Annotated in this window: 21 protein-coding genes and 1 riboswitch; of the genes, 7 read left to right on the forward strand and 14 right to left on the reverse strand. The window is 48.5% G+C overall.

The window, feature by feature from the left end; genetic code table 11:
- Positions 1–190 precede the first annotated feature (190 nt).
- From MKX68_RS07600 to MKX68_RS07630, 7 genes are all read right to left on the reverse strand, one after another.
- Entirely contained in the window at positions 191–1,513 is a 1,323-nt protein-coding gene (locus MKX68_RS07600; protein WP_340910566.1) for a stalk domain-containing protein, read from the reverse strand.
- A 432-nt stretch (positions 1,514–1,945) separates the two neighbouring features.
- Positions 1,946–2,236: a hypothetical protein gene (locus MKX68_RS07605; protein ID WP_340910568.1), complete on the reverse strand. Its 291-nt coding sequence runs from the start codon at positions 2,234–2,236 to the stop codon at positions 1,946–1,948.
- 230 nt (positions 2,237–2,466) lie between these two features.
- Positions 2,467–3,330, reverse strand: coding sequence for an inositol monophosphatase family protein (locus tag MKX68_RS07610; RefSeq protein WP_445259506.1), 864 nt, complete (start codon positions 3,328–3,330; stop codon positions 2,467–2,469).
- Positions 3,331–3,437: 107 nt separating this feature from the next.
- Positions 3,438–4,439 (reverse strand): UV DNA damage repair endonuclease UvsE, encoded by a 1,002-nt coding sequence (uvsE, locus tag MKX68_RS07615; protein WP_338590714.1) that lies wholly within the window; start codon positions 4,437–4,439, stop codon positions 3,438–3,440.
- Between the two features lie 155 nt (positions 4,440–4,594).
- Positions 4,595–4,918, reverse strand: a complete 324-nt coding sequence (locus MKX68_RS07620) for a hypothetical protein (RefSeq protein WP_338590712.1) — start codon at positions 4,916–4,918, stop codon at positions 4,595–4,597.
- Positions 4,919–4,948: 30 nt separating this feature from the next.
- Positions 4,949–6,049 (reverse strand): D-alanine--D-alanine ligase, encoded by a 1,101-nt coding sequence (locus MKX68_RS07625; protein ID WP_036614110.1) that lies wholly within the window; start codon positions 6,047–6,049, stop codon positions 4,949–4,951.
- A gap of 137 nt (positions 6,050–6,186) precedes the next feature.
- The gene (locus MKX68_RS07630; RefSeq protein ID WP_370511462.1) at positions 6,187–7,185 is read right to left on the reverse strand and encodes an amidase domain-containing protein; all 999 of its coding nucleotides are present in this window, start codon (positions 7,183–7,185) and stop codon (positions 6,187–6,189) included.
- 383 nt (positions 7,186–7,568) lie between these two features.
- On the opposite strand from MKX68_RS07630, the gene acnA reads away from it, so the two are divergent.
- Positions 7,569–10,283: an aconitate hydratase AcnA gene (gene acnA, locus MKX68_RS07635; RefSeq protein ID WP_340910573.1), complete on the forward strand. Its 2,715-nt coding sequence runs from the start codon at positions 7,569–7,571 to the stop codon at positions 10,281–10,283.
- 139 nt (positions 10,284–10,422) lie between these two features.
- On the opposite strand, the gene MKX68_RS07640 is transcribed toward acnA, so the two are convergent.
- The 5 genes from MKX68_RS07640 to MKX68_RS07660 form a co-directional block, all read right to left on the reverse strand.
- A complete protein-coding gene (locus MKX68_RS07640; RefSeq protein ID WP_074093413.1) occupies positions 10,423–10,632 on the reverse strand; it encodes a hypothetical protein in 210 nt (69 codons plus the stop codon).
- Between the two features lie 13 nt (positions 10,633–10,645).
- A complete protein-coding gene (locus tag MKX68_RS07645; RefSeq protein ID WP_340910578.1) occupies positions 10,646–11,206 on the reverse strand; it encodes a VanZ family protein in 561 nt (186 codons plus the stop codon).
- Positions 11,207–11,234: 28 nt separating this feature from the next.
- The gene (locus MKX68_RS07650; protein WP_340910581.1) at positions 11,235–12,098 is read right to left on the reverse strand and encodes a M15 family metallopeptidase; all 864 of its coding nucleotides are present in this window, start codon (positions 12,096–12,098) and stop codon (positions 11,235–11,237) included.
- Between the two features lie 98 nt (positions 12,099–12,196).
- A complete protein-coding gene (locus tag MKX68_RS07655) occupies positions 12,197–13,285 on the reverse strand; it encodes a HAMP domain-containing sensor histidine kinase (protein WP_127550881.1) in 1,089 nt (362 codons plus the stop codon).
- Positions 13,278–13,973 (reverse strand): response regulator transcription factor, encoded by a 696-nt coding sequence (locus tag MKX68_RS07660; protein WP_340910584.1) that lies wholly within the window; start codon positions 13,971–13,973, stop codon positions 13,278–13,280. The genes MKX68_RS07655 and MKX68_RS07660 overlap by 8 nt, the downstream gene beginning before the upstream one ends.
- An 84-nt stretch (positions 13,974–14,057) precedes the next feature.
- Between MKX68_RS07660 and MKX68_RS07665 the strand changes: the two genes are divergently transcribed.
- The 4 genes from MKX68_RS07665 (at position 14,058) to MKX68_RS07680 (ending at position 17,411) form a co-directional block, all read left to right on the forward strand.
- Positions 14,058–15,008 (forward strand): helix-turn-helix transcriptional regulator, encoded by a 951-nt coding sequence (locus tag MKX68_RS07665; protein ID WP_340910586.1) that lies wholly within the window; start codon positions 14,058–14,060, stop codon positions 15,006–15,008.
- Between the two features lie 73 nt (positions 15,009–15,081).
- The gene (locus MKX68_RS07670) at positions 15,082–15,900 is read left to right on the forward strand and encodes a zinc ribbon domain-containing protein (protein ID WP_340910589.1); all 819 of its coding nucleotides are present in this window, start codon (positions 15,082–15,084) and stop codon (positions 15,898–15,900) included.
- 467 nt (positions 15,901–16,367) lie between these two features.
- Complete coding sequence (locus tag MKX68_RS07675; RefSeq protein WP_017690769.1) at positions 16,368–16,535, forward strand: hypothetical protein; 168 nt, start codon at positions 16,368–16,370, stop codon at positions 16,533–16,535.
- A 186-nt stretch (positions 16,536–16,721) separates the two neighbouring features.
- Positions 16,722–17,411, forward strand: coding sequence for an aspartate/glutamate racemase family protein (locus tag MKX68_RS07680; RefSeq protein ID WP_340910591.1), 690 nt, complete (start codon positions 16,722–16,724; stop codon positions 17,409–17,411).
- A 363-nt stretch (positions 17,412–17,774) separates the two neighbouring features.
- On the opposite strand, the gene thiC is transcribed toward MKX68_RS07680, so the two are convergent.
- Positions 17,775–19,559 carry a phosphomethylpyrimidine synthase ThiC gene (gene thiC, locus MKX68_RS07685; RefSeq protein WP_340915330.1) on the reverse strand — a complete coding sequence of 595 codons (1,785 nt, stop codon included), beginning with the start codon at positions 19,557–19,559 and terminating at the stop codon, positions 17,775–17,777.
- 420 nt (positions 19,560–19,979) lie between these two features.
- Positions 19,980–20,093: riboswitch (TPP riboswitch) on the reverse strand.
- A 149-nt stretch (positions 20,094–20,242) separates the two neighbouring features.
- Positions 20,243–20,986: an IclR family transcriptional regulator gene (locus MKX68_RS07690; protein ID WP_017690772.1), complete on the reverse strand. Its 744-nt coding sequence runs from the start codon at positions 20,984–20,986 to the stop codon at positions 20,243–20,245.
- A 359-nt stretch (positions 20,987–21,345) separates the two neighbouring features.
- On the opposite strand from MKX68_RS07690, the gene MKX68_RS07695 reads away from it, so the two are divergent.
- Both MKX68_RS07695 and MKX68_RS07700 read left to right on the forward strand, forming a co-directional pair.
- The gene (locus tag MKX68_RS07695) at positions 21,346–22,371 is read left to right on the forward strand and encodes an alpha/beta hydrolase (protein ID WP_289391078.1); all 1,026 of its coding nucleotides are present in this window, start codon (positions 21,346–21,348) and stop codon (positions 22,369–22,371) included.
- A 149-nt stretch (positions 22,372–22,520) separates the two neighbouring features.
- Positions 22,521–23,801 carry a Fe-Mn family superoxide dismutase gene (locus tag MKX68_RS07700; RefSeq protein ID WP_339786498.1) on the forward strand — a complete coding sequence of 427 codons (1,281 nt, stop codon included), beginning with the start codon at positions 22,521–22,523 and terminating at the stop codon, positions 23,799–23,801.
- The last annotated feature ends 50 nt before the right edge of the window (positions 23,802–23,851 follow it).

The raw sequence follows: 23,851 nt of genomic DNA on the forward strand, positions 1-23,851 counted from the left end.
GTAAGTTATTTTCATATTTACACATCCATTGGTCATCTGACAAGATATATTTATGCAACATTTTAGGTCATTAGAGAAGGTATACATCTGTGTCAGCAACTCAAAAAGAACACAAAACAGCCAGAATACCTTGAACAGATCAAGGTATTCTGGCTGTTGAATAACATCATGTTAAAGTATGAAATACAATTTACGGGTTAACAAAAACAGTTTTCAGCTTCGCTACATACTGCACATCAAAGCCAAGACCTTCAGCCACCATGGCAAGTGGTACATATGTTTTGGACTCTTTGCCTACCTTATTTAGGAATGCAGGTGTATCCACGGTAACCGATGCTCCATTTACCTTCACAGCATTGGCACCAATCTTCACAGCAACCTTTCGGTCTCCATATGCAATGGTTGCGGTTGAAGTTTTGTTATCCCACACTGTAGTAGCACCGACCGCATTCACGATGTCTTGAATCGCCACAAAGTTTTTGCCGTTACGGATAATCGGTTTGTACGGTGTATTTAATGTTTTGCCACTCACGATAATATTCATTGGTTCACCTGTGGCAGGTGCAGTCAGCTTGGTGTAATCTCCCCAGATCGTTTTGGCAAATACTTCGGCAATGGCCGCATATCCAAATTGATTCGGGTGGAAATCACGATCTTTGATCATATGTGTCATCGTGCCTTCACCACCAACAAACTCCTTGGCGACGTGTGCGACTTTGACATCGGTACCCTGAGCAGTAAATTGTGCTGCAATGCCATCAATAGTCTGTGTGAAGCCTTGGGATGCCTCCATCAGTTTGGCATAGAGTGCCTTGCCTGCTACTTCTGGCATCGGTTGATACTGGTCGGCGATGACAATTGTAGCTGTCGGGTTAATTTCATGGATATCATTAATCGCTGCACTAACATTAGCTGTATATGTTGCGAGTAATTCTTTTACCTTCGCTTGCAGTTCCTGATCACTCAGTTTGTCTGCTGTACCGAGAAGCTCAGATACATCATTTCCCCCAATGGTAATTGCAACCAGATTGGCCTGTGCTACACTCTCACGGATTGCAGCAGTATTGGCTCCGATCTGTCCCGCTCTTGGATCAGGAAGACTTGGTTGAATGGCTTCAGAAGTCAGTGTTTTGCCATCCTTAATTGCAGTAGTGAAGTTTTTCAGGCCAGTGGTTTTCAATCCGGCAATCCCGTAGTTGTCCACCTGTGTACGTCCATGCAGCAAACCCTGCTCATGCAAACGTTCTACATAACCATAAGGCAATTCTTTTGTGTTGGGCTCATAACCTACCGTTATGGAATCTCCCAATGTGACGATGCGGAACTCCTTGGTTACGGCTACTGCATCTTTCTTCGCCGTCAGCGAAGTCTCGTTTGTACCTGCTGGCAATACACCGGTTTTGGTGTCAGCCGCGTGTGCAGGCAATGCAGATGATGTAAAGAGCAGCATTCCTGCCAACATGCTTACCGTTATACCGGCAGCTGTATTTTCCCATATACGTTTACGCTTCATTCAAGTAACACTCCTTTTCGCGAATCTATAATAATTTCACACTAAATGTACGTGTTCAAAAAGGGCGGTTTTCAGTACCGAGAAGATGGGATGAAGCTAGAAATGGAGTAGCGGAGCGTAGGGAAAACTACGTGAGCAACCAAAATGTTTCCTTCGGAAACATACTTCGTAAGCCTCCCGCTTATTTCGGCTGAATTCCATATTCGATGCTGATGATGCCGTTAGGCATCCTTCGTAATCAAAAGCGGACTTTTTGAACAACCTCACTAATATATAGTACATCGGTCATTCCAATGACATAGGTTGGTGTTACTCTATTCTATCATTTTAAAGTAGGTGTTGTCCTCTCTACTGAGAGCACACATGAAATAACAGACTCCCTAAAGGGGAGCCTGTTACTGGTTAAGCTCAGCTATGACGTTCAGTGATTAGTTAAGATTGCGGCTTATTTGAGTCTTCAGCAATCGAATGACCCTTGTCGCTCTCCGGTTTGTTCCCGGTAGCTCGCTCCAGATATCGATCATAACGATCATCCAATTCACGTGCCATCTTCCGGTACTTTAACGTTTCCTCGACAATTGGATCACGTTCCGTCTGGATTCGCACTTCATACTTGGGAGGAATCAGCTGGCGTTCACGCTGATCGGTGTCGCCGGACTCTTCCATGTCCCCTTCCGTCAGCATATCACTGAGCCGTCGTTCCAGTTCTTTGGATTCATCCATTGTTTTCGCTCCTTTAATTAAAGTCATACATGCGTTAATTATTACTATTGTACTTTCACTTCGTGTACAGAACCGTCTTCCGATCGCTGTTATCCCCAGATTTCTTTGATTCCCTTTTCCAAGGTAGAAATCCGGTGATAAAGGCGAGCGCTCCGCTTCTTCAGATGCCTTCTGTCCCCTCCGTTAATGTACAATTAAAAGTAATTAAAGCATCGATGAGTTGAATAGACTCACTCCAGACCAGTAGCTTTCGCTTCCTTCAGCACATCTGTCAGTGCATCATGGATTTTGCCATTGCTGGCCACGACATGATTCACAGACAGTTGATAAGGTGTTCCGATGGTATCCGTCACCTTGCCGCCTGATTCTTCAACCAGCAGCGCACCTGCGGCAATATCCCACGGTTTCAATCCAACTTCGGTATAGGCGCTGAGACGTCCTGCTGCAACATATGCCAGATGGAGGGCGGCAGATCCGCCTGCACGCAAGTTACGAACTTGCGGAGCAAGAGCCTGCACAGCGGCCATATTCAGTGGCAACGCAAAGGTTGTGTCTGCCGGGAATCCAACCGCAATCAGGCTTTGAGCCAATTCCTTTTCACCAGATACCAGCATCCGGTTTCCATGAACGTAAGCTCCTTTCCCTTTTTCCGCAACAAACATTTCATCACGGGAAGGGTCGTAGATCACGCCGACAATGACTTCACCATTGTGAGCCAATGCGATGGACACCGAATAAAACGGGAATCCGTGTACAAAGTTCGTCGTTCCATCCACAGGATCAACAATCCACAGGAACTCTTCTTCCTCTGCTTCTTTCAGTGCTTTTGCCGAAGCTTCCGGTCCCGGTTCGACGCCTTCTTCACCCAGAATGGCATGGTGGGGAAAATGCGTAAGAATCAGGCGGCGGATCATCTGCTCCGCTCCTTTATCCACTTCGGTCACCAGATCTTGGGGTGAATATTTGGTGCCAAGTTCAGCTACCGTCCCAAGACGGCTTTTGATCCATTCGCCAGCTTTGGAAGCTGCATTAATGGCAACGGCAGTATAGCTTTTGCTTGTCACGACATAAGGTGTCTTTTCCTTCTCATTCAAAGCGTTCACTCTACTTTCTATATCAATCTACGAAAAGTTGAAATACTTGTTAAAAGTATACGCCCCACAGGTCGTAAAGTTTCTCGTTGCCCAGGCCCCTTTTGGCACTACGGATGAATGATGACGGTAGACTCGTCCACCCACTCCACACCCTCTTCGTGATAGAATGCCAGCTTCTGCATCAGTTGCACAAGGGCCTCATCCTTGCGTTTCGCCTCAATCATCACGTCAAGCCTTGGGGTGTCTGCTGCGATATGACGCAAGAAGTCGAGCACAGGCTCTACCTCCACACCATCGGCATGACCTCGCAGATCCTTCTCACTCTTCGGACTAGAGACGTGGATTTTGGGTGGCAATGGCTGATCAGCCGGTGAATCTGCCTGAGCAAGCGGCGACTGCCAAGTCTTTAAAATATCAGGCCACAGATCCCATGCCTGTTCTCCTTCGTTGTTCACCCACTGGTGATGGATATCCAGTACCATGGGCAATCCCAAGCGCTGGCACACGGCTAGTGTCTCAGGCGCATTGAACGTTTTGTCATCATTTTCGAGTGTGAGCCGCTCCTGGATGTCCCGATCCAGCTTCAAAAAGTTTTCTTCAAAACGAAGCGCCGCCGAAGGCTTGTCCCCGTATGCACCACCAATATGTATATTGTTCTTGGCAGTGGCATTCAGCCCCATGGCATCCAGCATCCGAACATGATGACGAAGGTCGCGAATCGAGTTGTGCAGAACTTGCTCGCGTGGGGTACTAAGTACGGTAAAATGATCCGGATGAAAGGACACACGCATACGATTTTCCTTCACAAAATCACCAATGGCCGCAAAGTCCTGCTTCAGTGCCGGGAACGGGTCCCAGTCATTCAGGTCCTCGTGTGTTGCCAGTGGAATCAATTTGGAAGAGAAGCGATATACATGAATATGGCTACCCTTGTTGTGCCTGAGCAAACGTAATGTATTGTGCAGGTTCTCGGCTGCAATCCGTTCGAGCTTGCGGATCGCTGCTTCCCTGTCATCGATTTTGTTAAAACTCGACATGGTCATGGTCCGGGAAGGCGAGGCGTTCTCTATAAGCACGGACATTGCCACGTAACCAAAGCGTACGAGCATGAATCTCTTCCTCTCTATTAGGGCGGAAAACCCGCACGGCATATTCAGCCGTCAGGATGTACCGTCACTGTATATAACCAAGTTTTACCCTAAAAGAGTGACCATAATCGTATTCTGGCAAATCAGTCCTTCCGACTCGCACTTACAGTCAACAACTACTCCTGTGCTTGCTCTCCAAAGAACATCTCATCCGCAAGTGCAGTCTGGATGCGTGATTCTTCCTCAGTCAATTTGCGGACGAGTAGCATCTCCACCTCGGTTACCTCTTGCCCCTGGAAGTTGATCTCTGCAATGGAAACCACGATCTTGACGATGGCTACAGCCACGTTATCCGGTGTGTATGCAATCACTTTCTGGCCGGTAGGAAATACCCGGAAACCCTGTTTGACCATTTTGCCGCGTCCGTATTCAAGCAGTTCGAACAGCTCCTGCTCATTCTTGAACTTGCATACGGAATTGAATTCAGTCTGAAATCCCATGCATATCCCTCCTGATCTTGTGGTCGCAGGCTACGCCTGTACGCCGTTCTCGTAATTCAGTGCCTGCTTGCGGTTGTAACGCTCCAGTGCCAGCTCAATCATACGATCCAGCAGTTCGGCATACGATACTCCTGTCTCACGCCAAAGAAGTGGATACATGCTGTATGGTGTGAAACCAGGCATGGTGTTGACTTCATTAATAAGCAAAGCGCCGTCATTTTTCCGAATGAAGAAGTCCGCACGTGAAATACCGTTACCTTCAATCGCACGGAACGCCTGCAAAGCTGCCTCGCGAATGCGATCTGCGGCCTCTGGGTCCAGTGGAGCTGGAATCAGCATCTGTGATTGACCATCAATATACTTGGCTGCATAGTCATAATACTCACCGGAGGATACGATCTCACCTGGAACGGAAGCCATGGGCTCGTCATTGCCGAGGACGCTGACCTCAACTTCGCGGGCTTCAACAAACTCCTCAATGACAACCTTCGTGTCATACCGAAGTGCGAACTCAACAGCTGTCTTCAGCTCATCGCGGTTACGCGCTTTGGAGATGCCCACACTGGAGCCCAGATTCGCCGGTTTGATAAAACAAGGATACCCCAGCTGATCTTCGACCTGTACGATCATTTCGTGCTCTGTCTGCTTCCATTGTGTAGCATTAAAATACGTAAAGGCACATTGGTCGATGCCAGCCTGTGCAAACAGCTTTTTCATGACCACTTTGTCCATGCCGCCAGCCGAAGCCAGTACACCTGCACCTACATATGGCATATCCGCCATCTCAAACATGCCCTGAATGGTGCCATCCTCTCCAAACGTACCATGCAGCAGAGGGAACATCACGTCCAGCGCTTCTGCTCCGCCATACAAACGGCCAAACAGGGCGTTCAGCGCATCCTGCGTTCCACCCGCCGATTGCTCCAGCTTCAGATCTTCAATCTGCGCGAACGGCGCATGCATGACAGGTCCTTTTTTCCACGTCCCCTGCTTGGAGATATAAAAAGGAACCAGTTCATACTTTTCATAATCAAATGCGTTTGTTACAGCAAACGCCGTTTGCAGCGACACCTCATGCTCGCCTGATTTTCCGCCATAAACGACGCCTACTTTTAATTTATCCATACTCATGTATACCCTCCGATTATCTGTGCCTGATGCTGTCATGCTTGCATGCTCAGCACCCTTGTTATTCTGCTTGCATTATCTGGTCTTATTTTACACGGAACTGGATGTCTGCGTCACCGCATCCCGAAAAACTTTCGTCATCAAAACTCATCTGCAATATGAAAAAGCCGGTATACCGTCCGCTCCGTCCAAGCGTAAGAATCCCGGTAATCCCAAAATCGGTGACGGCTACTAACCGTATGTGCGTTAACAAGCGGCATACCACCCGCATCAAATGCGGTCACAACGGTGCTGTGCTGAAATCGCCCATCTCCATCCCAATCATAGAGAATAACATCGCCGAGCATCAGCTGCTCAGGACGCTCCACTTCTGTCGCAGTCAGACCCCAGCTGCTGCCTGATAAATAACGCTCCAGACTATTGGAGACTGCCCAGCTGTAACTCCACATTTCGGAGCCGTTCACATACCCTTTATACCACCAGCCAGCTTCTCTTCTACCAGTATAGTGGATGGGTGCGCCCCCTGCAAAGAGACATTGGGACACGTAATTGGTGCAATCCACATCAAATTCCTCAAATGCCGGATTCCCCGCATTCCACCACCGATCTGCATAGGCAACCGCCAAATCTCTGCGATATGACTGTTGCCGTGAGCTTCTTCCTTGACCCAGCACTTCCCGATTCAGCAGCGGCCGATTCATCGCCTGTACAAAATCAGCTTGTTGAAACGGGCGTCCTTCCCCAGCAGGGCGACGCTCCGGCACTTCTCGCTCGACCCGTCCAATAATCCATCCACCACTCTGCCGCAGAAAGGTTAACCGCTCCCGCTCAATCCGGTCCTCCCGGTGGGTGATCCCGCTCTTCTCGTAGAACAGTCTGCTGTACAATTGTACATCCACCACCGCTTCTTCCTGGCCATCCATAAGCGTGCGCACAAGCTTGGCGCTGGTCTCGCTGCGAAGAGGCACGGCGCGCCGCTTACGATACCATTCGTCCAGCCTTGCCATACGCTCTCCTCGTTCCACCACGAAGTCAGGATCGGTAACGATCCGTTCGCTAGTCTGTGGACGGTAGTCGATCTCACAGCGATTGTACTGGTTCACGTAAGTATATAAGGCACTCTTCCATTCCCGTTCCAAGCCTATGTCCCCCTTTGGCATGAGTTCTGTCTGGAATATTTCATTGCGTATATAAACTCCTACTATTCATATGAAAGGGTCCTCGGTTGTATGTACACGGCTCGGGAGGGAGATCCAAAATTCAGCAAATACAGGTACACGAGATATCTTATTCCTGCCCGCTTCACGAAAACGCCTTCATTGGTTCAAAAGCTTGCTTGATCAGGCAAAAAGACCTTTACGTACGGAGGTGAAAACGGTATACTTAAAACTAAAGTCATGATTATGAAATTACGTTTCATCTGATGAAACTAACGAACAAGAACACGGAACGATGAAGGCCTGTTCTTCACCTAAATGAACGTTTTCTTCATCTCACCGACACATCCCAAGGAGGTACATGTATGTCAGCAAAGAATCATTTCTCCGCCGCTCGCAGTCTTGAGGTTGGAGGCAAGTCTTACCGCTACTACAGTCTCGATGCTCTTCAGGAAAACGGCCACGGCGATCTTTCCAGGCTTCCTTTCTCCATTAAAGTGTTGCTTGAAGCAGCAATTCGTCAATTCGACGGACGTGCCATTACCGAAGAACATGTAAAACAACTGACCGGCTGGGCAGATGGCCGTGATAATAACAAGGAAATCCCATTCATCCCTGCACGTATCGTTCTGCAGGATTTCACCGGTGTACCGGTTGTCGTTGACCTTGCTGCAATGCGTGATACTGTGAAAAAAGCAGGCGGTGATCCAAAACAGATCAACCCACTCGTACCGGTCGATCTCGTTATTGACCACTCCGTCATGGTTGATGCTTTTGGTACCAACGATGCACTTGATTACAATATCAAAGTTGAGTTCGAGCGTAATGAAGAGCGTTACCGCTTCTTGCGTTGGGCGCAAACGGCATTCAACAACTTCCGTGCAGTTCCACCATCCACAGGGATCGTTCACCAGGTTAACCTGGAGTATCTGGCTTCCGTGGCAGCAACAAAAACCGTGGACGGCGAGACCGTTGTATTCCCGGATTCCCTCGTAGGTACAGACTCCCACACCACCATGATCAACGGACTTGGCGTTGTTGGTTGGGGTGTTGGTGGAATCGAGGCCGAAGCAGGCATGCTGGGCCAACCGCTTTATTTTGTAACACCGGACGTTATCGGTTTCAAACTGACAGGCAGCCTGAGTGAAGGCGCAACAGCAACGGATCTGGCACTGACCGTTACCCAATTGCTTCGTAAAAAAGGCGTTGTTGGTAAATTCGTTGAGTTCTACGGCCCAGGTCTTGCCAACATCGGTCTGGCTGACCGTGCAACAGTAGCCAACATGGCACCAGAGTACGGCGCAACGATCGGTTTCTTCCCTGTTGATAGTGAAACGTTGAACTATCTGCGCAGCACTGGCCGTCCTGACGAGCAAGTAGAATTGGTTGAAGCTTATTACAAAGCTCAAGGCATGTTCCGTACTTCCAGCACCGTTGACCCTGAATTCACAGATGTGATTGAACTGGATCTCGGCTCTGTTGTACCAAGTCTTGCCGGACCAAAACGTCCACAAGATCGCATTGAGCTGACACAAATGAAAGAAAGCTTCAACAGCATCATCCGTACACCTGTAGATAAAGGCGGATACGGGCTGAGTGATGAGAAAATCGAACAAACCGTGCCTGTGAAACACCCGAACGGTTCCACCAGTGAACTGAAAGCAGGCGCTGTTGTGATCGCGGCGATTACAAGCTGTACGAACACTTCGAACCCAAGTGTTATGGTTGGAGCGGGTCTACTGGCGAAAAAAGCAGTTGAACGCGGCCTGACCAAACCAGGATATGTGAAAAGCAGTCTGACACCAGGTTCCCTTGTTGTTACCGAGTACCTGGAAAAAGCAGGCCTAATCACGTACCTCGACCAACTTGGATTCAACGTTGCCGGCTACGGTTGTGCAACTTGCATCGGTAACTCCGGCCCACTGCCGGACGAAGTGAGCGAAGCTATTGCTGAGAACGATATGACCGTAGCGGCTGTATTGTCCGGTAACCGTAACTTCGAAGGCCGTGTGCATGCACAAGTTAAGGCCAACTACCTGGCGTCACCACCACTCGTTGTGGCATATGCACTTGCGGGTACAGTGAATATTGACTTTGAAACCGATCCAATCGGTTATGATACGAACAATGAGCCTGTATTCCTGAAAGACCTCTGGCCTACCTCCGAGGAAATTAAGGATACTATCGCTAGTTCCCTGAACGCTCAGATGTTCCGCAACAAGTACGAGAATGTATTTACAGCCAATGAGCGTTGGAATGCAATTTCTGTACCGGAAGGCGAATTGTACGAGTGGGATCCGAACTCCACGTACATTCAGAATCCTCCGTTCTTCCAAGAGCTTGGCGACAAGTTGAACGATATCGCAGATATCCGTTCTGCACGCGTGATGGCATTGCTTGCGGATTCCGTAACAACGGACCACATCTCGCCAGCAGGTAATATTGCACCATCCAGCCCGGCTGGACTGTACCTGAAAGAGCATGGCGTAGAGCGCAAAGACTTCAACTCCTACGGTTCACGCCGTGGTAACCATGAAGTCATGATGCGTGGTACGTTTGCCAACATTCGTATTCGTAACCAGGTGGCTCCAGGCACCGAGGGTGGTATCACGAAGTACCTGCCAACGGACGAAGAAATGTCCATCTACGATGCTTCCATGAAGTATCAGGATGAAGGACAGAACCTGATCGTTATCGCTGGTAAAGAGTATGGTACAGGAAGCTCCCGGGATTGGGCGGCAAAAGGAACATTCCTGCTCGGCGTCAAAGCCGTTATCGCGGAAAGCTTCGAGCGTATCCACCGCAGTAACCTGGTCGGCATGGGCGTAATGCCATTGCAATTCCAGGAAGGTCATGGCTGGTCCAGCCTTGGTCTGAACGGACGTGAAACGTATGACATTACTGGCCTCAGCAATGATGTGAAGCCAGGACAAGAGTTGAAAGTTACCGTAACTCGTGAAGACGGTACACAGTTTGACTTCCCTGTTATCGCTCGTCTGGACAGCATGGTTGACGTGGATTACTACCATAACGGCGGTATCCTGCAAACTGTATTGCGTCAAATGATGAAAAAAGCTTAATGATATAAATCATTAATGTGATGAATTTATACAAAAAAGCTCCCCATTACGTGCAATCAGCACGTGGTGGGGAGCTTCTTTTGCTTTGCTTTTTATAATCGGGATATGTTTAAAAATCAATCTTCAAGCCAACTGCCTTCTAATGCCCAATGTGATGTGAGGCTTGATCTAACAGTTGAATCGTGCCCATGATCAGAAACAGACACGACAGAGCAATTAACGAGCCTCCGACCCATCTAGACATGATCACTCGCTCCGTAATCTGTTTTTCCGAAGCATCCGTTACCTTGTGTGGATACACGAGAAACATTAGCCCTGCGCTAATGAACAGTACAGCCATTATAATCAAGTTCTTCTCCTCCTTACACGTGACTTTCCTTAGAATTCAACTTTTTCGTCGTCACGCGGGATTCTCCTCCCACCAACAACTTTTTCAGACCCATAGCCATGGTATAAATGATATATCCAATCAAGCCGCCGAGTGTATTAAGCATCAGATCATCCACATCAAATATGCCCATGCCAGTCACTAACTGTGTCACTTCATAACCCAGACTGAGCAGCAGTGACAGCAGGAGCACCTTTATTCCAGAGAATAACTTGTTGCCCGTCAACACAGGAATGAAGATGCCCAGCGGGATAAAGGCCAGTATATTACCTGCCAGATGGATTGCGGTACCCGGACGATGTAACGACAGACTGTTCCAGTCTCGTGAGATTTCCTGAAATGGTGTCAGGTTGACGGTTCGCGTATGGACCAGATCCGGTTGTTGCAAGAACGCCATCAGTCGATCCTTCACGATGCCAAAATCGACCGGGCTTCCTTTGAACAGGATCAGCTTAGTCAGCAGATATAAATAGATAATGAAAACGGCAATCCAAAGGATGTAATGTTTGCTTTTCTTCTGGTTGTTGTGCTTCATGTTGTTTCGCCTCCCTTGTGCTGCCCTGTTATTTCTTCACGGTGACAATGACGCCACCCTTGTTATCACCCGATATTTCAGTTTGTCCTTGCTCAGGTATGTAAACGGTTGTGTCTCGGGTGGCTCGATAATAGCGGATATGATACTCCTCACCCTCTACTTCCACAGTGATGTTCTCTTTCTCTTTAAGCATATCGAGATACTCTTCCAGCACCAGATTATTCTTATACATGACAGCACTGTGCGGTAGCCCTACATATCGAAAGTGCCATGGTTCATACTGAATACCGGTGATGCGCACTTTATCCTTTGGATAACGTAAAATAAATCCGTATTTCCATGCATTCTTCTCCAGCCACGCACCCTCTGGTGCTTCATTCATCGCAGCCAGGCTGGAGCCAATATCCAGGGATAACCCGAGATTGTGCTCACTGTGACCCGCAGGAAGTGCATAGTCTGAACCCTTTTCCTGGTATAACTCGTCCTGCTTTTCAAAGTCCCTGTACCCACTGCTGACGAGAAAATATCGGACTCCCTCTTCGCCTGCTGCTTCAACCATCCTCTGAAACTCCTGGGCCACCTGTCGTGATAACATGATTTTCTGATCCAGTATTCCATATCCACGAAGCAGATCATCCTCATGTGCCACATATACAATATCGGATTTAACCCCTTCCGGGTGAACGGGGTATTGCTTATCAACCAGTAACAAGTTGCCCTTATGTACCTGATCCTGAATGTTTCCGGTGACGGATACGGTATAACCTGCTGGATTTTCACGCGTATTCTGAATCTCGATGGGCAACTCATCCTTCTGCTGAATCCAACCCGGTGATTGCGTAACGATATATCCGATCAAAATAATACATATCAAAAAGCCCCACTTTTTCATGCTTGTTCCTCCTTTTACCTCATACATCAAGGATAGACAACACAAGTTAAAGAAAAAGCAGGGCAATTTTAAAGTTTTTCTTAAATTTGACGTCAATCTTATTGGAATACGGGCAAACGAACTTCGAATAACGTCCGTACCACGTCGCTCTGGGCCGAGATCGTACCGTCATGCTGCTCTACAATATTGCGAGCGATAAACAGTCCAAGGCCTGTCCCACCCTCTTGAGGGGTTCTGGCACGATCTCCGGTGTAATACATATCGAAGATATGTGGCAATTCCTCAGGACGAATATGTCCACCATAGTTAATTACCTGAATGATGACCTGTTCTGCATCCCGATATCCATTAATATCTACGTACATGCCATCCTTGCCGTGCCGTGCAGCGTTAATCAGCAGGTTCTCGAACACACGAGCCAGCAACTCGCCATCACCGGAGACCGTAAGGTCAGTGTCTATTTTCAGTCGGGCGACTAGTTGGTTCTTTTCAAATACAGGATAGAGTTCTTCGTTCATCTGCTTCAGCAGTTCGCTAAGATCCAGCTGTGTCTTGTTTATAGGCAACATGCCATAATTCATACGGGTAATTTCAAACAAATCATCAATCAGTTTCTCCAGACGCTGTGATTTGGTGAATGCAATCGACGTAAAGTGACGCACCTGCTCCTCTGTCAGCTGATCATCCTTCATAAGCAGATCCAAATATCCAAGCACAGAGGTCAGTGGTGTTCGCAGGTCATGCGCCAGATTGACGACAAGCTGGTCTTTACTATTTTCAGCAAAATCCCCTCGTTCTACCGCTTCCTTTAACTTCTCACTTGCCAGGTTCACATCCTCCGCAATCGTACCTAACTCGTCCTTCGAGGATATCTGCACACGATGCTGAAAGTCTCCATTGGCCAAATGCCTGATCCCTGTGGAAATGTCCTTGAAATACGTCGCGTAGGGCTTGGTAAACCAGAAGAAAAATAGAATGGCCAGTGGGATAAATAAAATCAGGAAGAAATAGATATCCCCGATACTTCTCATAAAATGACGATATTCAGCGAGCTGATCTTCTGCACGGACACCCGAATAATAGGCTTGCATAAGCTTGTAAATCCCATAGGTAATTGCACCAGAGGCAAGCATGCTTAACCCTAGCAACATAATCATGGTTGTACGAAAACTTCTTCGTTTAGTCATTAAACGTGTACCCCACACCCCAGATGGTTTTGATAAACTTGTTCTTGTTCACATCTTCCCCCAGCTTTTTGCGCAGGGTCCGAATGTGGACCATCACGGTATTGCCACTCTCGTAATAGGCTTCTCCCCATACCTGTTCAAAAATGTTTTCTGCACTGAACACCTGCTTGGGGTGGCTCGCGAGCAGATACAAGATGTCGAATTCCTTCGGTGTTAGTTCCACTGGTTTGCCGTAGAGTGTAACACGATGTTGATCTGGCGTGATGATGAGCCCGCCCTTCTCCAGAATGGACCTCTGCACAGGCACAGACTGGCTGAATTGGAGAGAACGACGTAACTGGGAGTTAACCCGGGCAACAAGCTCCATCGGATTAAACGGTTTGGTCATATAATCGTCCGCACCCATCACAAGTCCCGTAATTTTGTCCATATCTGACGTTTTGGCACTCAGGAAAATGATCGGTAAATGATGCTGTTCCCGAATTTTACGGGTCACCTCATACCCATCCATGCCAGGCATCATAATGTCCAGAATCGCCAAATCTATCGCTTGGTTCTGAACAGCTTGAACCGCTGCCTTCCCGTCAAAGGCCTTGATGGTGTGATATCCTTCTTTTTGTAAATGTAAAGCAACCAGATCAGCGATCTCAACTTCATCGTCTGCGATCAGAATCGTAATTCGCTTCATTGCTTATTCCACTCCTATGTGTGATGCTGGGCATTATAACATATTTGAATCCAACAGATAAACCAATGAAAGGAATACATACATATGAAACTGGAGCGTTTATTAGCCATCGTAGTGCTGCTAATCAATCGTGGACGGGTACAAGCCAAAGACTTGGCAGATATGTTCGAAGTATCAATCCGGACCATCTATCGAGATATCGATACATTGGGTCAAGCAGGTATCCCTGTGGTGACGTATCAGGGGGCAAGTGGCGGGATTGGTCTGGCAGAGGGCTACCGTCTGGATCGAAACGTATTAACAGACAAGGACCTCGCTTCCATCGTCACTGCACTGCGCAGTGTATCCACTTCCCATGCCAATGCGGCGCGTGAGCTTCTGGTCGAAAAACTCAGCAGTATCGTACCTGAATCCAAAAATGACGATTTTCAGGCCAATACCAATCGATTCATCGTGGATTATTCAACCTGGACGCATCCCGAAGCGCTGAAAATCAAGCTTGAACTTATCGAACAGGGTATGGATCAATTACGACCCGTAACCTTTACCTACTGCAGTGCGGAAGGTATCCATACTCACCGAACTGCCGACCCTCATACCATCGTACTCAAGAAGCATTCCTGGTATCTGTATGCTTTTTGCCACGAGCGGAATCAATTTCGCATGTTCAAGCTTGTGCGCATGCAAGATGTCACACTTGCTAATGAGCACTTCGATCGTAAAGTCATCAACCCACAGGACAGACCCTGGCAGCAGGAATGGAGCCGTCCGGACAATCAGGCTAGGTTAACCTTGAAATTCCATCCTCGCGTCCGTCATATTGCGGAAGAATGGTTTGGGATCGAGAACGTCATGCCTGATGGGACTGGGTATTATATTAGCCAGGTTGCTTTTCCCGAGGATGGCTGGTTATATGGGTTCATTCTGGGCTTCGGCGCGGACGTTGAAGTATTGGAACCTCAGCATATTCGGGACGAGATCTGCCGTATCGCGGAGCAAATTGTACAAAATTATATACCTCCGACTCAAACCTGACAGACAGCTGTCCAGTTCCTCCCCGTATACTTCAGATATATACAATCTGTACATATATGAGGAGGAACCAATCATGAACGTCACTGTATGTCAAAGCTGCGGCATGCCGCTCACAGCACCTGCCCAATTCGGAACAGAAGCAGATGGGAGCACAACCCGTGAGTACTGTATCTATTGTTACAAAGAGGGCAAGTTCGAGCAGCCCGGTATTTCACTCGAAGGCATGACGGAGATGTGCACTGCCATTCTGAAGGACGAGGGCATGGATGAGGAATCCGCTCGTTCGATGCTGCGCAACCAGCTTCCTTTTTTGAAGCGTTGGCGCATAAATACAACGGATCAACATACAGAATCTCTGGCTGAAAACCCTACTGCTTCTGCTAATCTTGGTCAGGTAACAACAGATCATTCGTTCTCTGCCCAGCCCGTTCGTTATGTCACTCTTCCTGGCAAACGCATTGCCGGCGTATCCGCCCGCACAACCAACGCCATTGAGATCAGTGGCAAAGGCTGTATTCAGGGACTCTGGAACAATTATTTTGTCTCAGAGCACCTCCCTGCACCTGAAGTTGTTCGCTATGGTTGTTACACGGATTACACCGATGGGATAACCGGAGAATACACCATACTGGTAGGGCATGAGGTCAGTCCGAACGAATCATTGCCTGAAGGATTGGATGACATTTTACTCCCTCCTGCAACTTACGCCGTATTCACTTCCAGAAAAGGACCGATGGCAGAGGTTGTTGGCGAAGCCTGGGGAGCCATATGGGCATGGGACAAACAAAGCGATCGTACGTTCACCGGGGATTTTGAATTATATGATGAACGCAGCCTGAATCCCGAGAGTGTACAAGTGGATATATACATCGCTGTTCGCCAAAGTAGATAAAACCAACACGATACCACCTCACACAGGATCAAAGTTTCCCTGGCATCCTTCTGTATATCATGCAAGCTGCCGAGTTCGCTCGGCAGTTTTTTTGTTATATCCGGAACTACATTACCCCCTAAACAACCCGACCATGGTACCAAGTTAGTTAGCATGCTTTGCATCATTTAATCAGACAATATGCCTCATAAGCGGGTACCATTGACTTCCTTAAAATTGGGACTATTCACATAACAACCGATTCGATCCTCCCATATCAAACCTTTCATATCAGGTCCTTTACTCCTGAATTTCCCTAAAAACGTTTACATCTCCTTAAAACCGGGTAAAATCACTACAATCCAATTGGAATTACGCTTTAAACTCTTTTATTTCGTCTAACAAGTCACATGTACCTATATGCGCACCTGGCATGGTAACCAGTCGAAATACATAATTATAAAAAATGCATCAAAGGAGGAACCAAGATGATCCGCATGCCTATTCAGCAAATGATCCCGTACCATCACCAATATCCGCGCAACACGGCGACCACTGCTCCTAAAAAGGAGAATGAGAACACTCAAGGTCTATCCTTTCATGAAATTCTACAGCAAAAAATGGCGAAGAAAAATGCTTCTCCTTCCCTTAGATAAAAATGGACACCGGACCCTATTCGAGTCCGGTTATCGACCGTCTTTCCGCAGCTTGGCGGAAGGGCGGTTATTGGCGTTGAGCAACAAACGACTGTACAGTTCTCAGGCATGTTTCTATAATGGTTTAAATATCTACAATCATTTCCATGACATGACATATACGAACTGGAAAAGGGGATTTAGCACATGATCACCATCGGTTGTTTTCACGCTCACTATTCCAACATCGCCTTAATTGAAGAGACACTTGCTCCTTATGAAGTTGAATTGGTCCATTACGTCGATCCAGGTCTGGACCGCCTTAAACATGACGCTGACTTTTCCGCGGTCGTCATTCACGAGAAAGTAGCCCAGACGCTCCAATGGATCGCTGAGTGTCATGCCGATGCCATTCTGATCACGTGTACCCTGTTTGCGACAGTACTGGAGCAGGAGGCCACACAGGTCCCTGTGCCTGTGATTGGCATAGATGATCCGCTATTGCAGGAGATGCGGCGAGTACCAGGAGATTACATCATAGCATTCACCAACCCTGCAACCATTGAAGGCACGATGGCACGGGTGAACCAGGCTTTACAGCAAGAGGATGAGAATGGGCAACTACACGTTGCCAAGACATCTCAGACGGAAGTGGTGTGCATCCCTGGGACATTTGAGTTGATTATGCGTGGAGATCAGCAAGGGTATCTCGAAGCGGTACGTGAAGGATTACAGCAGATTGCTGAGCAGTATTCGGGTAAAACGGTAGTTGCAGCCCAGCTGTCTATGGCTCCCGCTGCTGCACAGGTTACAACGAATCGTGGTATTCCGATCCATAGCCCGCTGGCATTGCTTGCGGCGTATTTGGAGAAGAATTTGGGCGTGGCTCGACAGTAGTAGTGGGTTTGGAGTGAAGTAACAAGTACTATCTGAAAATTACTTAGTAACACCAAAAATTAACGAGGTGAACTAATATGCGATTCCTCTATATTGTTTTACTGTTTATAGTAGGGTTTTCCTGTTCCGCATTTCTATACGGAGGAGCACCAAAACTCAGTGATGCTCTTTTATTCGTTATCGCAGGAATTCTGTATAAGATATGGACCACACTTAATCACAAAGCTGATTCTGATAAAGGCTGAGTATGGTTAAGAATACATACATGACATAGCACTAAAAAAAAGCCGTTCTTCTCTGTAATGACAGAGAGAAACGGCTTTATCTCTATTTCAGACTGCCCAGCTTGCGCTGTACCCGCTCCTAGGAACGTGTCCGATATTCCTCGGCCTTTTCCTGCATGCCCGCTGCTACAGCCTCACTCTCGGACAATCCTTTATCCGCGGCAAAGGCACGAATGTCCTGCGTGATGCGCATGCTACAGAACTTCGGTCCGCACATGGAGCAGAAATGAGCTTCTTTGGCTCCTTCTGCCGGCAGCGTCTCATCATGGTAGGACAGCGCACGTTCAGGGTCCAGTGACAGGTTAAACTGGTCACGCCAGCGGAACTCGAAGCGTGCCTTGGACAATGCATCATCCCGGCGTTGAGCACGTGGATGGCCTTTTGCCAGATCGGCGGCGTGGGCTGCAATCTTGTAGGCGATGACCCCTTCCCGCACATCATCCTTGTTGGGCAGGCCCAAATGTTCTTTTGGTGTAACATAACAGAGCATGGACGTGCCGAACCAGCCAATCATGGCCGCACCAATGGCGGATGTGATGTGGTCGTATCCCGGAGCAATGTCGGTCGTCAGCGGCCCCAGCGTATAGAACGGTGCCTCTTTACATATCTCCATCTGCAAGTCCACATTCTCTTTGATCTTGTGCATCGGCACGTGACCCGGCCCTTCGATCATCACCTGCACATCATGCTTCCATGCGATCTGCGTCAGTTCCCCGAGCGTAGCCAGTTCCGCCATCTGAGCTTCGTCATTGGCATCGTAGATACTGCCTGGACGAAGTCCATCTCCCAACGAAAACGCCACATCATACCTTTTCATAATCTCGCAGATTTCTTCAAAATGGGTGTACAAAAAATTCTCCTGATGATGCGCAAGGCACCATGCTGCCATAATGGACCCACCGCGAGACACAATGCCTGTCATCCGCTTGGCGGTCATGGGGATATAACGCAGCAGTACACCTGCATGAATCGTAAAGTAATCCACGCCCTGCTCTGCCTGCTCAATGAGTGTGTCACGGTACAACTCCCAGGTCAGTGCTTCCGCTTCGCCATTCACCTTCTCCAGCGCCTGATACAGCGGCACCGTGCCAATCGGCACAGGTGAATTGCGGATGATCCATTCCCGGGTGGTATGAATGTTTTTGCCTGTGGACAGATCCATCACGGTATCCGATCCCCAGCGTACCGCCCAGGTCATCTTCTCGACCTCTTCCTCGATGGAAGAAGATACGGCAGAGTTACCTATGTTGGCATTGATCTTCACGTGAAAATGACGACCGATCAACATCGGCTCACTCTCCGGGTGATTGATGTTGGATGGCAGAATGGCCCGTCCACTCGCCAGCTCCTGCCTCACAAATTCCGGTTCCACGCCTTCACGAATGGCGGCAAACTCCATCTCTGCCGTAATGACTCCCTGCCTCGCGTAGTGCATCTGGGTCACACAGCGTCCTGTCTGTGCCCGTAGCGGTTTTCCACGCAATCCAGGGTACTCTTCGGCGCCGGCTCTCTTTCCCCCGGGCTTCAGTCCGTTATCCTCCGGTTTAACTGTACGGCCTTGGTAAGCTTCGACATCGCCACGCTCTGTGATCCAACGGGTGCGCAGGGCTGGCAGACCTGCACGGATATCCGCATGAAATGCGGGATCGGTCATCGGGCCACTCGTATCGTAGACACGCAGCGGTTCGTTATGCTCCACCCCTTGGGGAGTATTTGTGTCATGAAGGGCTATCTCACGTTCCGGTACAGCAATGTCCGGCCGTGAGCCCTGAATGTAGACTTTGCGGCTGCCCGGAAAGGGCTGAACCCGTCCGGCCGCCCCTGTTTCCTTTTCCACCTGCTGATCGTTATGTTCCTGTTCCATCGCTTGTTGTCCCGTTCGATTTCCTGTACTCATGTTCGCTTGTCTCCTCCTCAGTGTTCGTCGCTTGTTTGGTTGGTATCATCGTTAGCTCGCTTACGTACCTGTCCCAAATCATGCACAATGCAGAGAAGAAAGAGCGATCCTACGCCAGACCAGGGGAGACACTTTTCATGTACAGTTCACAACAGACGGAGGCTGCCACAGATCATGAATCTATGGCGACTTCTCTCTCATCATCCAAGCCCACTTTTGCAGGTTATTGAAAAAGGAGCCCATAAAATCCGCGCTATATCGCCCGTTCACTGTATATAAAAAAGCCGGTCCCCGAAGGAACCGACTTTTATGTCCATCACCAATAATGCACCTTCAATCAGCTCCTTAACGGAGCCCTACCAGGGTCACATCATGTGGTGGTTGTGGTCATATCGCCGATTACTTCCCTACGCTGGTATGATCCAGATCAGGTGCAAAGGGTCCGGAATCTCATGCGATTCCGTCTCAGTCCGGACAATTCGGACTCCCCCAGTAACGTTAGTAAGTTGCGACTTACATAAGCCGCCGTTCATATTCAATGAAGCTGGCCCCGTTGGGCCGTCCATTACAGAGTAGCGCAACCGGAACATAAAAACAACCTTTATATTCCAGACCATTAACTCAATTGGAGAAAAAAACTTACATAAACATCAGGATAACATGAGCCCCATCTGCGTAGCAGCATCCTTCAACACAGGTGCGTATTCATGCAATGTCTCCTGCGAGAGTCGACTGACAGGCCCTGAGACCGAGAGGGCAGCTGCAATATTACCTCTGCGATCCATAATAGGTACAGATACCGCGGCAGCTCCCGGCTCACGTTCCTCATAACTCGTCGCATATCCGTTATCCCGGATATCTCCCATTTGCGCCAAGTACACCGCCGGATCAATAAACACCGGCCATTCCGGCCCGTTCATCAGTTCTTCACGATCCTCGTCCGTGGCAAACGCCATCAGGACTTTGCTGGAAGCGCCCACAGACAGCGGGAGTCTAACACCAACGGGAGCGACTCGGCGAATCGCCTGATCACTTTGCACAGCCTGAATCCGTATCCGTTCACTCCCATCACGCAGGTACAGACTCACGGTCTCCCCCAATCGATCTCTCAGTCGCTCCATTGCAGGCAGCAGCAGAATAGCGGGATCATCGCTTCGGGACATATGAGCTGACAGCTCCCAGATTCGGATGCCAAGTCGGTACTTCTCTGTTGCTGCATCACGGATCACGAACCCTCGATCCTCCAGCGTAGCCATCAAACGGTGCACTGTACTTTTGTGCAGGCCGATCTGGCTGGCAATTTCGGTGAGTCCCAGATCACTGCGTGTGGTAAAACATAATAATATATCCAGCGCCCGTTCCACAGCCCGGACGGTTAACTTGCGATCTTCCATGGCATAATGCCCTCCTCATGTTTCATCACATGAAACTTGGTTACATAAATTATATGAGAAACGGTCTCATCTGTAAACCAAAAAGAGCCAAAATCAAAATAGGCCAACCTGTAAATTTTTCCTTTTTATAAGACTTAATCCCCTGTAATTTACACACTAAGGTAATGTTACCCATATATCTTAAGAACTATATAACAATTGCGTAACAAATGCCCTCAATCAATTGACTTTGACTATATTGGAACATACGATAAAGATATATTACATTAAGATATCGCTCTGAAGCAGGCTCTGAAATCGACGCAATTCTCTTTTCATGTCGTTGTTATCTTCAACTGAACTTCAAAGGAGGGGCATTCATGTATCCAACATCCCAGAGCGAAGCCCCGCTGCAAACAAAAGTGTCCGATCTGCCCTCTTCCCTATCACCGAGGCTGATTCGGTTCAAACATATTATCGTAGCGTTGCTGCTCTCCGTTGTATTTTTTCTACTGTTTTGTTTTATCGCACTGCATGGTTATATCGCATGGGTATTATCCAATCCAACGGTAGCGCCGGTCTTCTCCAATCCGATGCAAGCCAAGAACATGAAGTATGAAGACATCACGTTCCCGGCAGCAGATGGCAGCCGGACGATGCAGGGATGGTATATACCTGCTGACAATGCTGCAAGCAAAACGATTATTTTCAGTCACGGCTATGGTGCCAATCGTGAAGAAACATGGGTACCCATGTATGACCTGGCACACTATGCCCATCAACTTGGGTTCAACGTGGTCATGTTCGATTATGGCTTCGCCTCACAGGTGAACAAAGCCGTAGCCACAGGTGGCAAAGCTGAGTCACAGCAACTGCTCGGTGCGATCCAGTTCGCCAAGCAACGTGGTGCGCAGGAACTGGTTGTCTGGGGCTTCTCGATGGGTGCCGGTACAGCGCTTCAGACTGGGCTGATTACACAGGAAGTGGATGCAATGATTCTGGACAGTACGTTCCTGCTTGAGCCGGATACGCTGTACCACAACATTCATAACCAGATCGATCTCCCGCGTCAGCCTACACTCGAGATCATGAATCTGTTGTTCCCTGTTCTGAATGGTACCGGATTGCAACAGATCCCGTATCAGGAAGTGAAAAAGGAAGATTATCCGTTCCCGATTTTCTTCATCCATGGTACAGAGGACGAGAAGGCGCCTTATCCAATTGCGGAGCAGCTCGCCGCCAACCAGACCAATCCGTACTCCGATGTATGGATTGTCCAGGATGCGCATCATGAGTTGATCTTCCGGGAGCATCCGAAAGAATACCTGCGCCGTGTCTCAACTTTCCTGAGTCATGTAACGAAGACAAGCAGTGACGATGTGCAAAACACGAATAGTGGAGAATAACCAAATTTCAATCATTGAATTTTTTCCAGAGCCCTCAGGGGCTCTTTTTTTTGCACTCATAGGACAACAAGCTCGTGGAATATACTCTTGGGACGCATGAACAGATGGTCTGTATGTAATGAATTTCATCTGAAGGAGGTTCAACATAGATGAACTGGTATGGATATGGTCACCTACTGCCTCTGCGGACATTGGAGGAAATCCGTTTCTGGAAAGAGCAGGAGAAAGAACATACACTCGTCATTCGTGCCCTGGTTCCTGATCTGGAGCCCCCATACGTCAAGCTACTGGAGGAATGGGAGGCTACCTTTGCAAACAGTGAGCGAGTAGCCAATCAGCTTTTAAAACAACTATTGCCCGCAACCCATCCACCTGCTCCCTACATGGTTCGTTGTATCGATCAACTTGTGTTGGCAGCTCGGCAGCAATCGAGAGAGTTCATCAGACAGCTGTATGTTCTTCTGGAACAAAGTGCTGCTGTGCAAGCTGTTCCGCTTGCCAAAGTACTCATTCTGCATTTTATCCGCGAATCGGAATATTTTCTGGGCGTATTGGATACGCTTGGCCAACCTGGCATCTTGCGGGAAACGGATTCGGAGCCGTCACTTTTTCTGGAAAATGCGTTGCATACGTCAGAGTCAGGTAGCATCCATCGCCAAGCTTCAGAAGCTCCAACTTCTCCAGAGGGAAATGTAAATGCACCTGCCGCTTCAGCTCAGATCCAATCCGCAACCATTCAACCGCCTTCTACCGGAACAACACAAGCCACCCCAAGCTCTACAGCACCTCCCGTAAAAGAGAAGCCGGTTCCCATTGGAGGACACACACTGCCTCCCCTTCCCTATGCGTACAATGCGCTGGAGCCACATATTGATGAGCTGACGATGCGTATCCATCATGACAAACACCATCAATCTTATGTGGACGGACTAAATGTAGCAGAGAAAAAGCTGGCGGAATCGCGAAAAAAGAATAACTTTGAACTCATCAAACATTGGGAACGTGAACTCGCCTTCAACGGGGCAGGCCACTACCTGCATACGATTTTCTGGACGATTATGAATCCTGCTGGCGGTGGCAAACCCTCCGGCATGCTTGCAGAGCAGATCAAGCGAGATTTCGGGAGTTATGAAGCGTTTAAGAATCAATTCACAGAAGCCGCGAACAAGGTGGAAGGCAGTGGCTGGGCGATGCTTGTCTGGAGCCCGAGAGCACATCGTTTGGAGATTTTGCAGGCGGAAAAACACCAGAACCTGTCCCAGTCCGATATCGTACCGCTCCTGCCACTGGATGTGTGGGAACATGCCTACTATCTGAAACATCAAAACGAACGCAAAAAGTATATCGAGGATTGGTGGAATGTTGTCTACTGGCCCGCTGTTGCCGAGCGTTACGAAACGGCACGCAAGTTGTTGTGGCCGCCTTATTAAGCTTGGGGTTAGATGGATTAGAGAAAAAAGAGATATCTCCAGCCGAATGA

It is taken from the genome of Paenibacillus sp. FSL M8-0212 (genome assembly GCF_038004645.1).
Taxonomy (GTDB): Bacteria; Bacillota; Bacilli; order Paenibacillales; family Paenibacillaceae; genus Paenibacillus.

Coding starts and splice junctions, on each gene's coding strand:
- MKX68_RS07600 (WP_340910566.1), bottom strand. CDS start 1,513: ATGAAGCGTAAACGTATATGGGAAAATACAGCTGCCGGTATAACGGTA.
- MKX68_RS07605 (WP_340910568.1), bottom strand. CDS start 2,236: ATGGATGAATCCAAAGAACTGGAACGACGGCTCAGTGATATGCTGACG.
- uvsE (WP_338590714.1), bottom strand. CDS start 4,439: ATGCTCGTACGCTTTGGTTACGTGGCAATGTCCGTGCTTATAGAGAAC.
- MKX68_RS07620 (WP_338590712.1), bottom strand. CDS start 4,918: ATGGGATTTCAGACTGAATTCAATTCCGTATGCAAGTTCAAGAATGAG.
- MKX68_RS07625 (WP_036614110.1), bottom strand. CDS start 6,049: ATGAGTATGGATAAATTAAAAGTAGGCGTCGTTTATGGCGGAAAATCA.
- acnA (WP_340910573.1), top strand. CDS start 7,569: ATGTCAGCAAAGAATCATTTCTCCGCCGCTCGCAGTCTTGAGGTTGGA.
- MKX68_RS07645 (WP_340910578.1), bottom strand. CDS start 11,206: ATGAAGCACAACAACCAGAAGAAAAGCAAACATTACATCCTTTGGATT.
- MKX68_RS07650 (WP_340910581.1), bottom strand. CDS start 12,098: ATGAAAAAGTGGGGCTTTTTGATATGTATTATTTTGATCGGATATATC.
- MKX68_RS07655 (WP_127550881.1), bottom strand. CDS start 13,285: ATGACTAAACGAAGAAGTTTTCGTACAACCATGATTATGTTGCTAGGG.
- MKX68_RS07660 (WP_340910584.1), bottom strand. CDS start 13,973: ATGAAGCGAATTACGATTCTGATCGCAGACGATGAAGTTGAGATCGCT.
- MKX68_RS07665 (WP_340910586.1), top strand. CDS start 14,058: ATGAAACTGGAGCGTTTATTAGCCATCGTAGTGCTGCTAATCAATCGT.
- MKX68_RS07670 (WP_340910589.1), top strand. CDS start 15,082: ATGAACGTCACTGTATGTCAAAGCTGCGGCATGCCGCTCACAGCACCT.
- MKX68_RS07675 (WP_017690769.1), top strand. CDS start 16,368: ATGATCCGCATGCCTATTCAGCAAATGATCCCGTACCATCACCAATAT.
- MKX68_RS07680 (WP_340910591.1), top strand. CDS start 16,722: ATGATCACCATCGGTTGTTTTCACGCTCACTATTCCAACATCGCCTTA.
- thiC (WP_340915330.1), bottom strand. CDS start 19,559: ATGGAACAGGAACATAACGATCAGCAGGTGGAAAAGGAAACAGGGGCG.
- MKX68_RS07690 (WP_017690772.1), bottom strand. CDS start 20,986: ATGGAAGATCGCAAGTTAACCGTCCGGGCTGTGGAACGGGCGCTGGAT.
- MKX68_RS07695 (WP_289391078.1), top strand. CDS start 21,346: ATGTATCCAACATCCCAGAGCGAAGCCCCGCTGCAAACAAAAGTGTCC.
- MKX68_RS07700 (WP_339786498.1), top strand. CDS start 22,521: ATGAACTGGTATGGATATGGTCACCTACTGCCTCTGCGGACATTGGAG.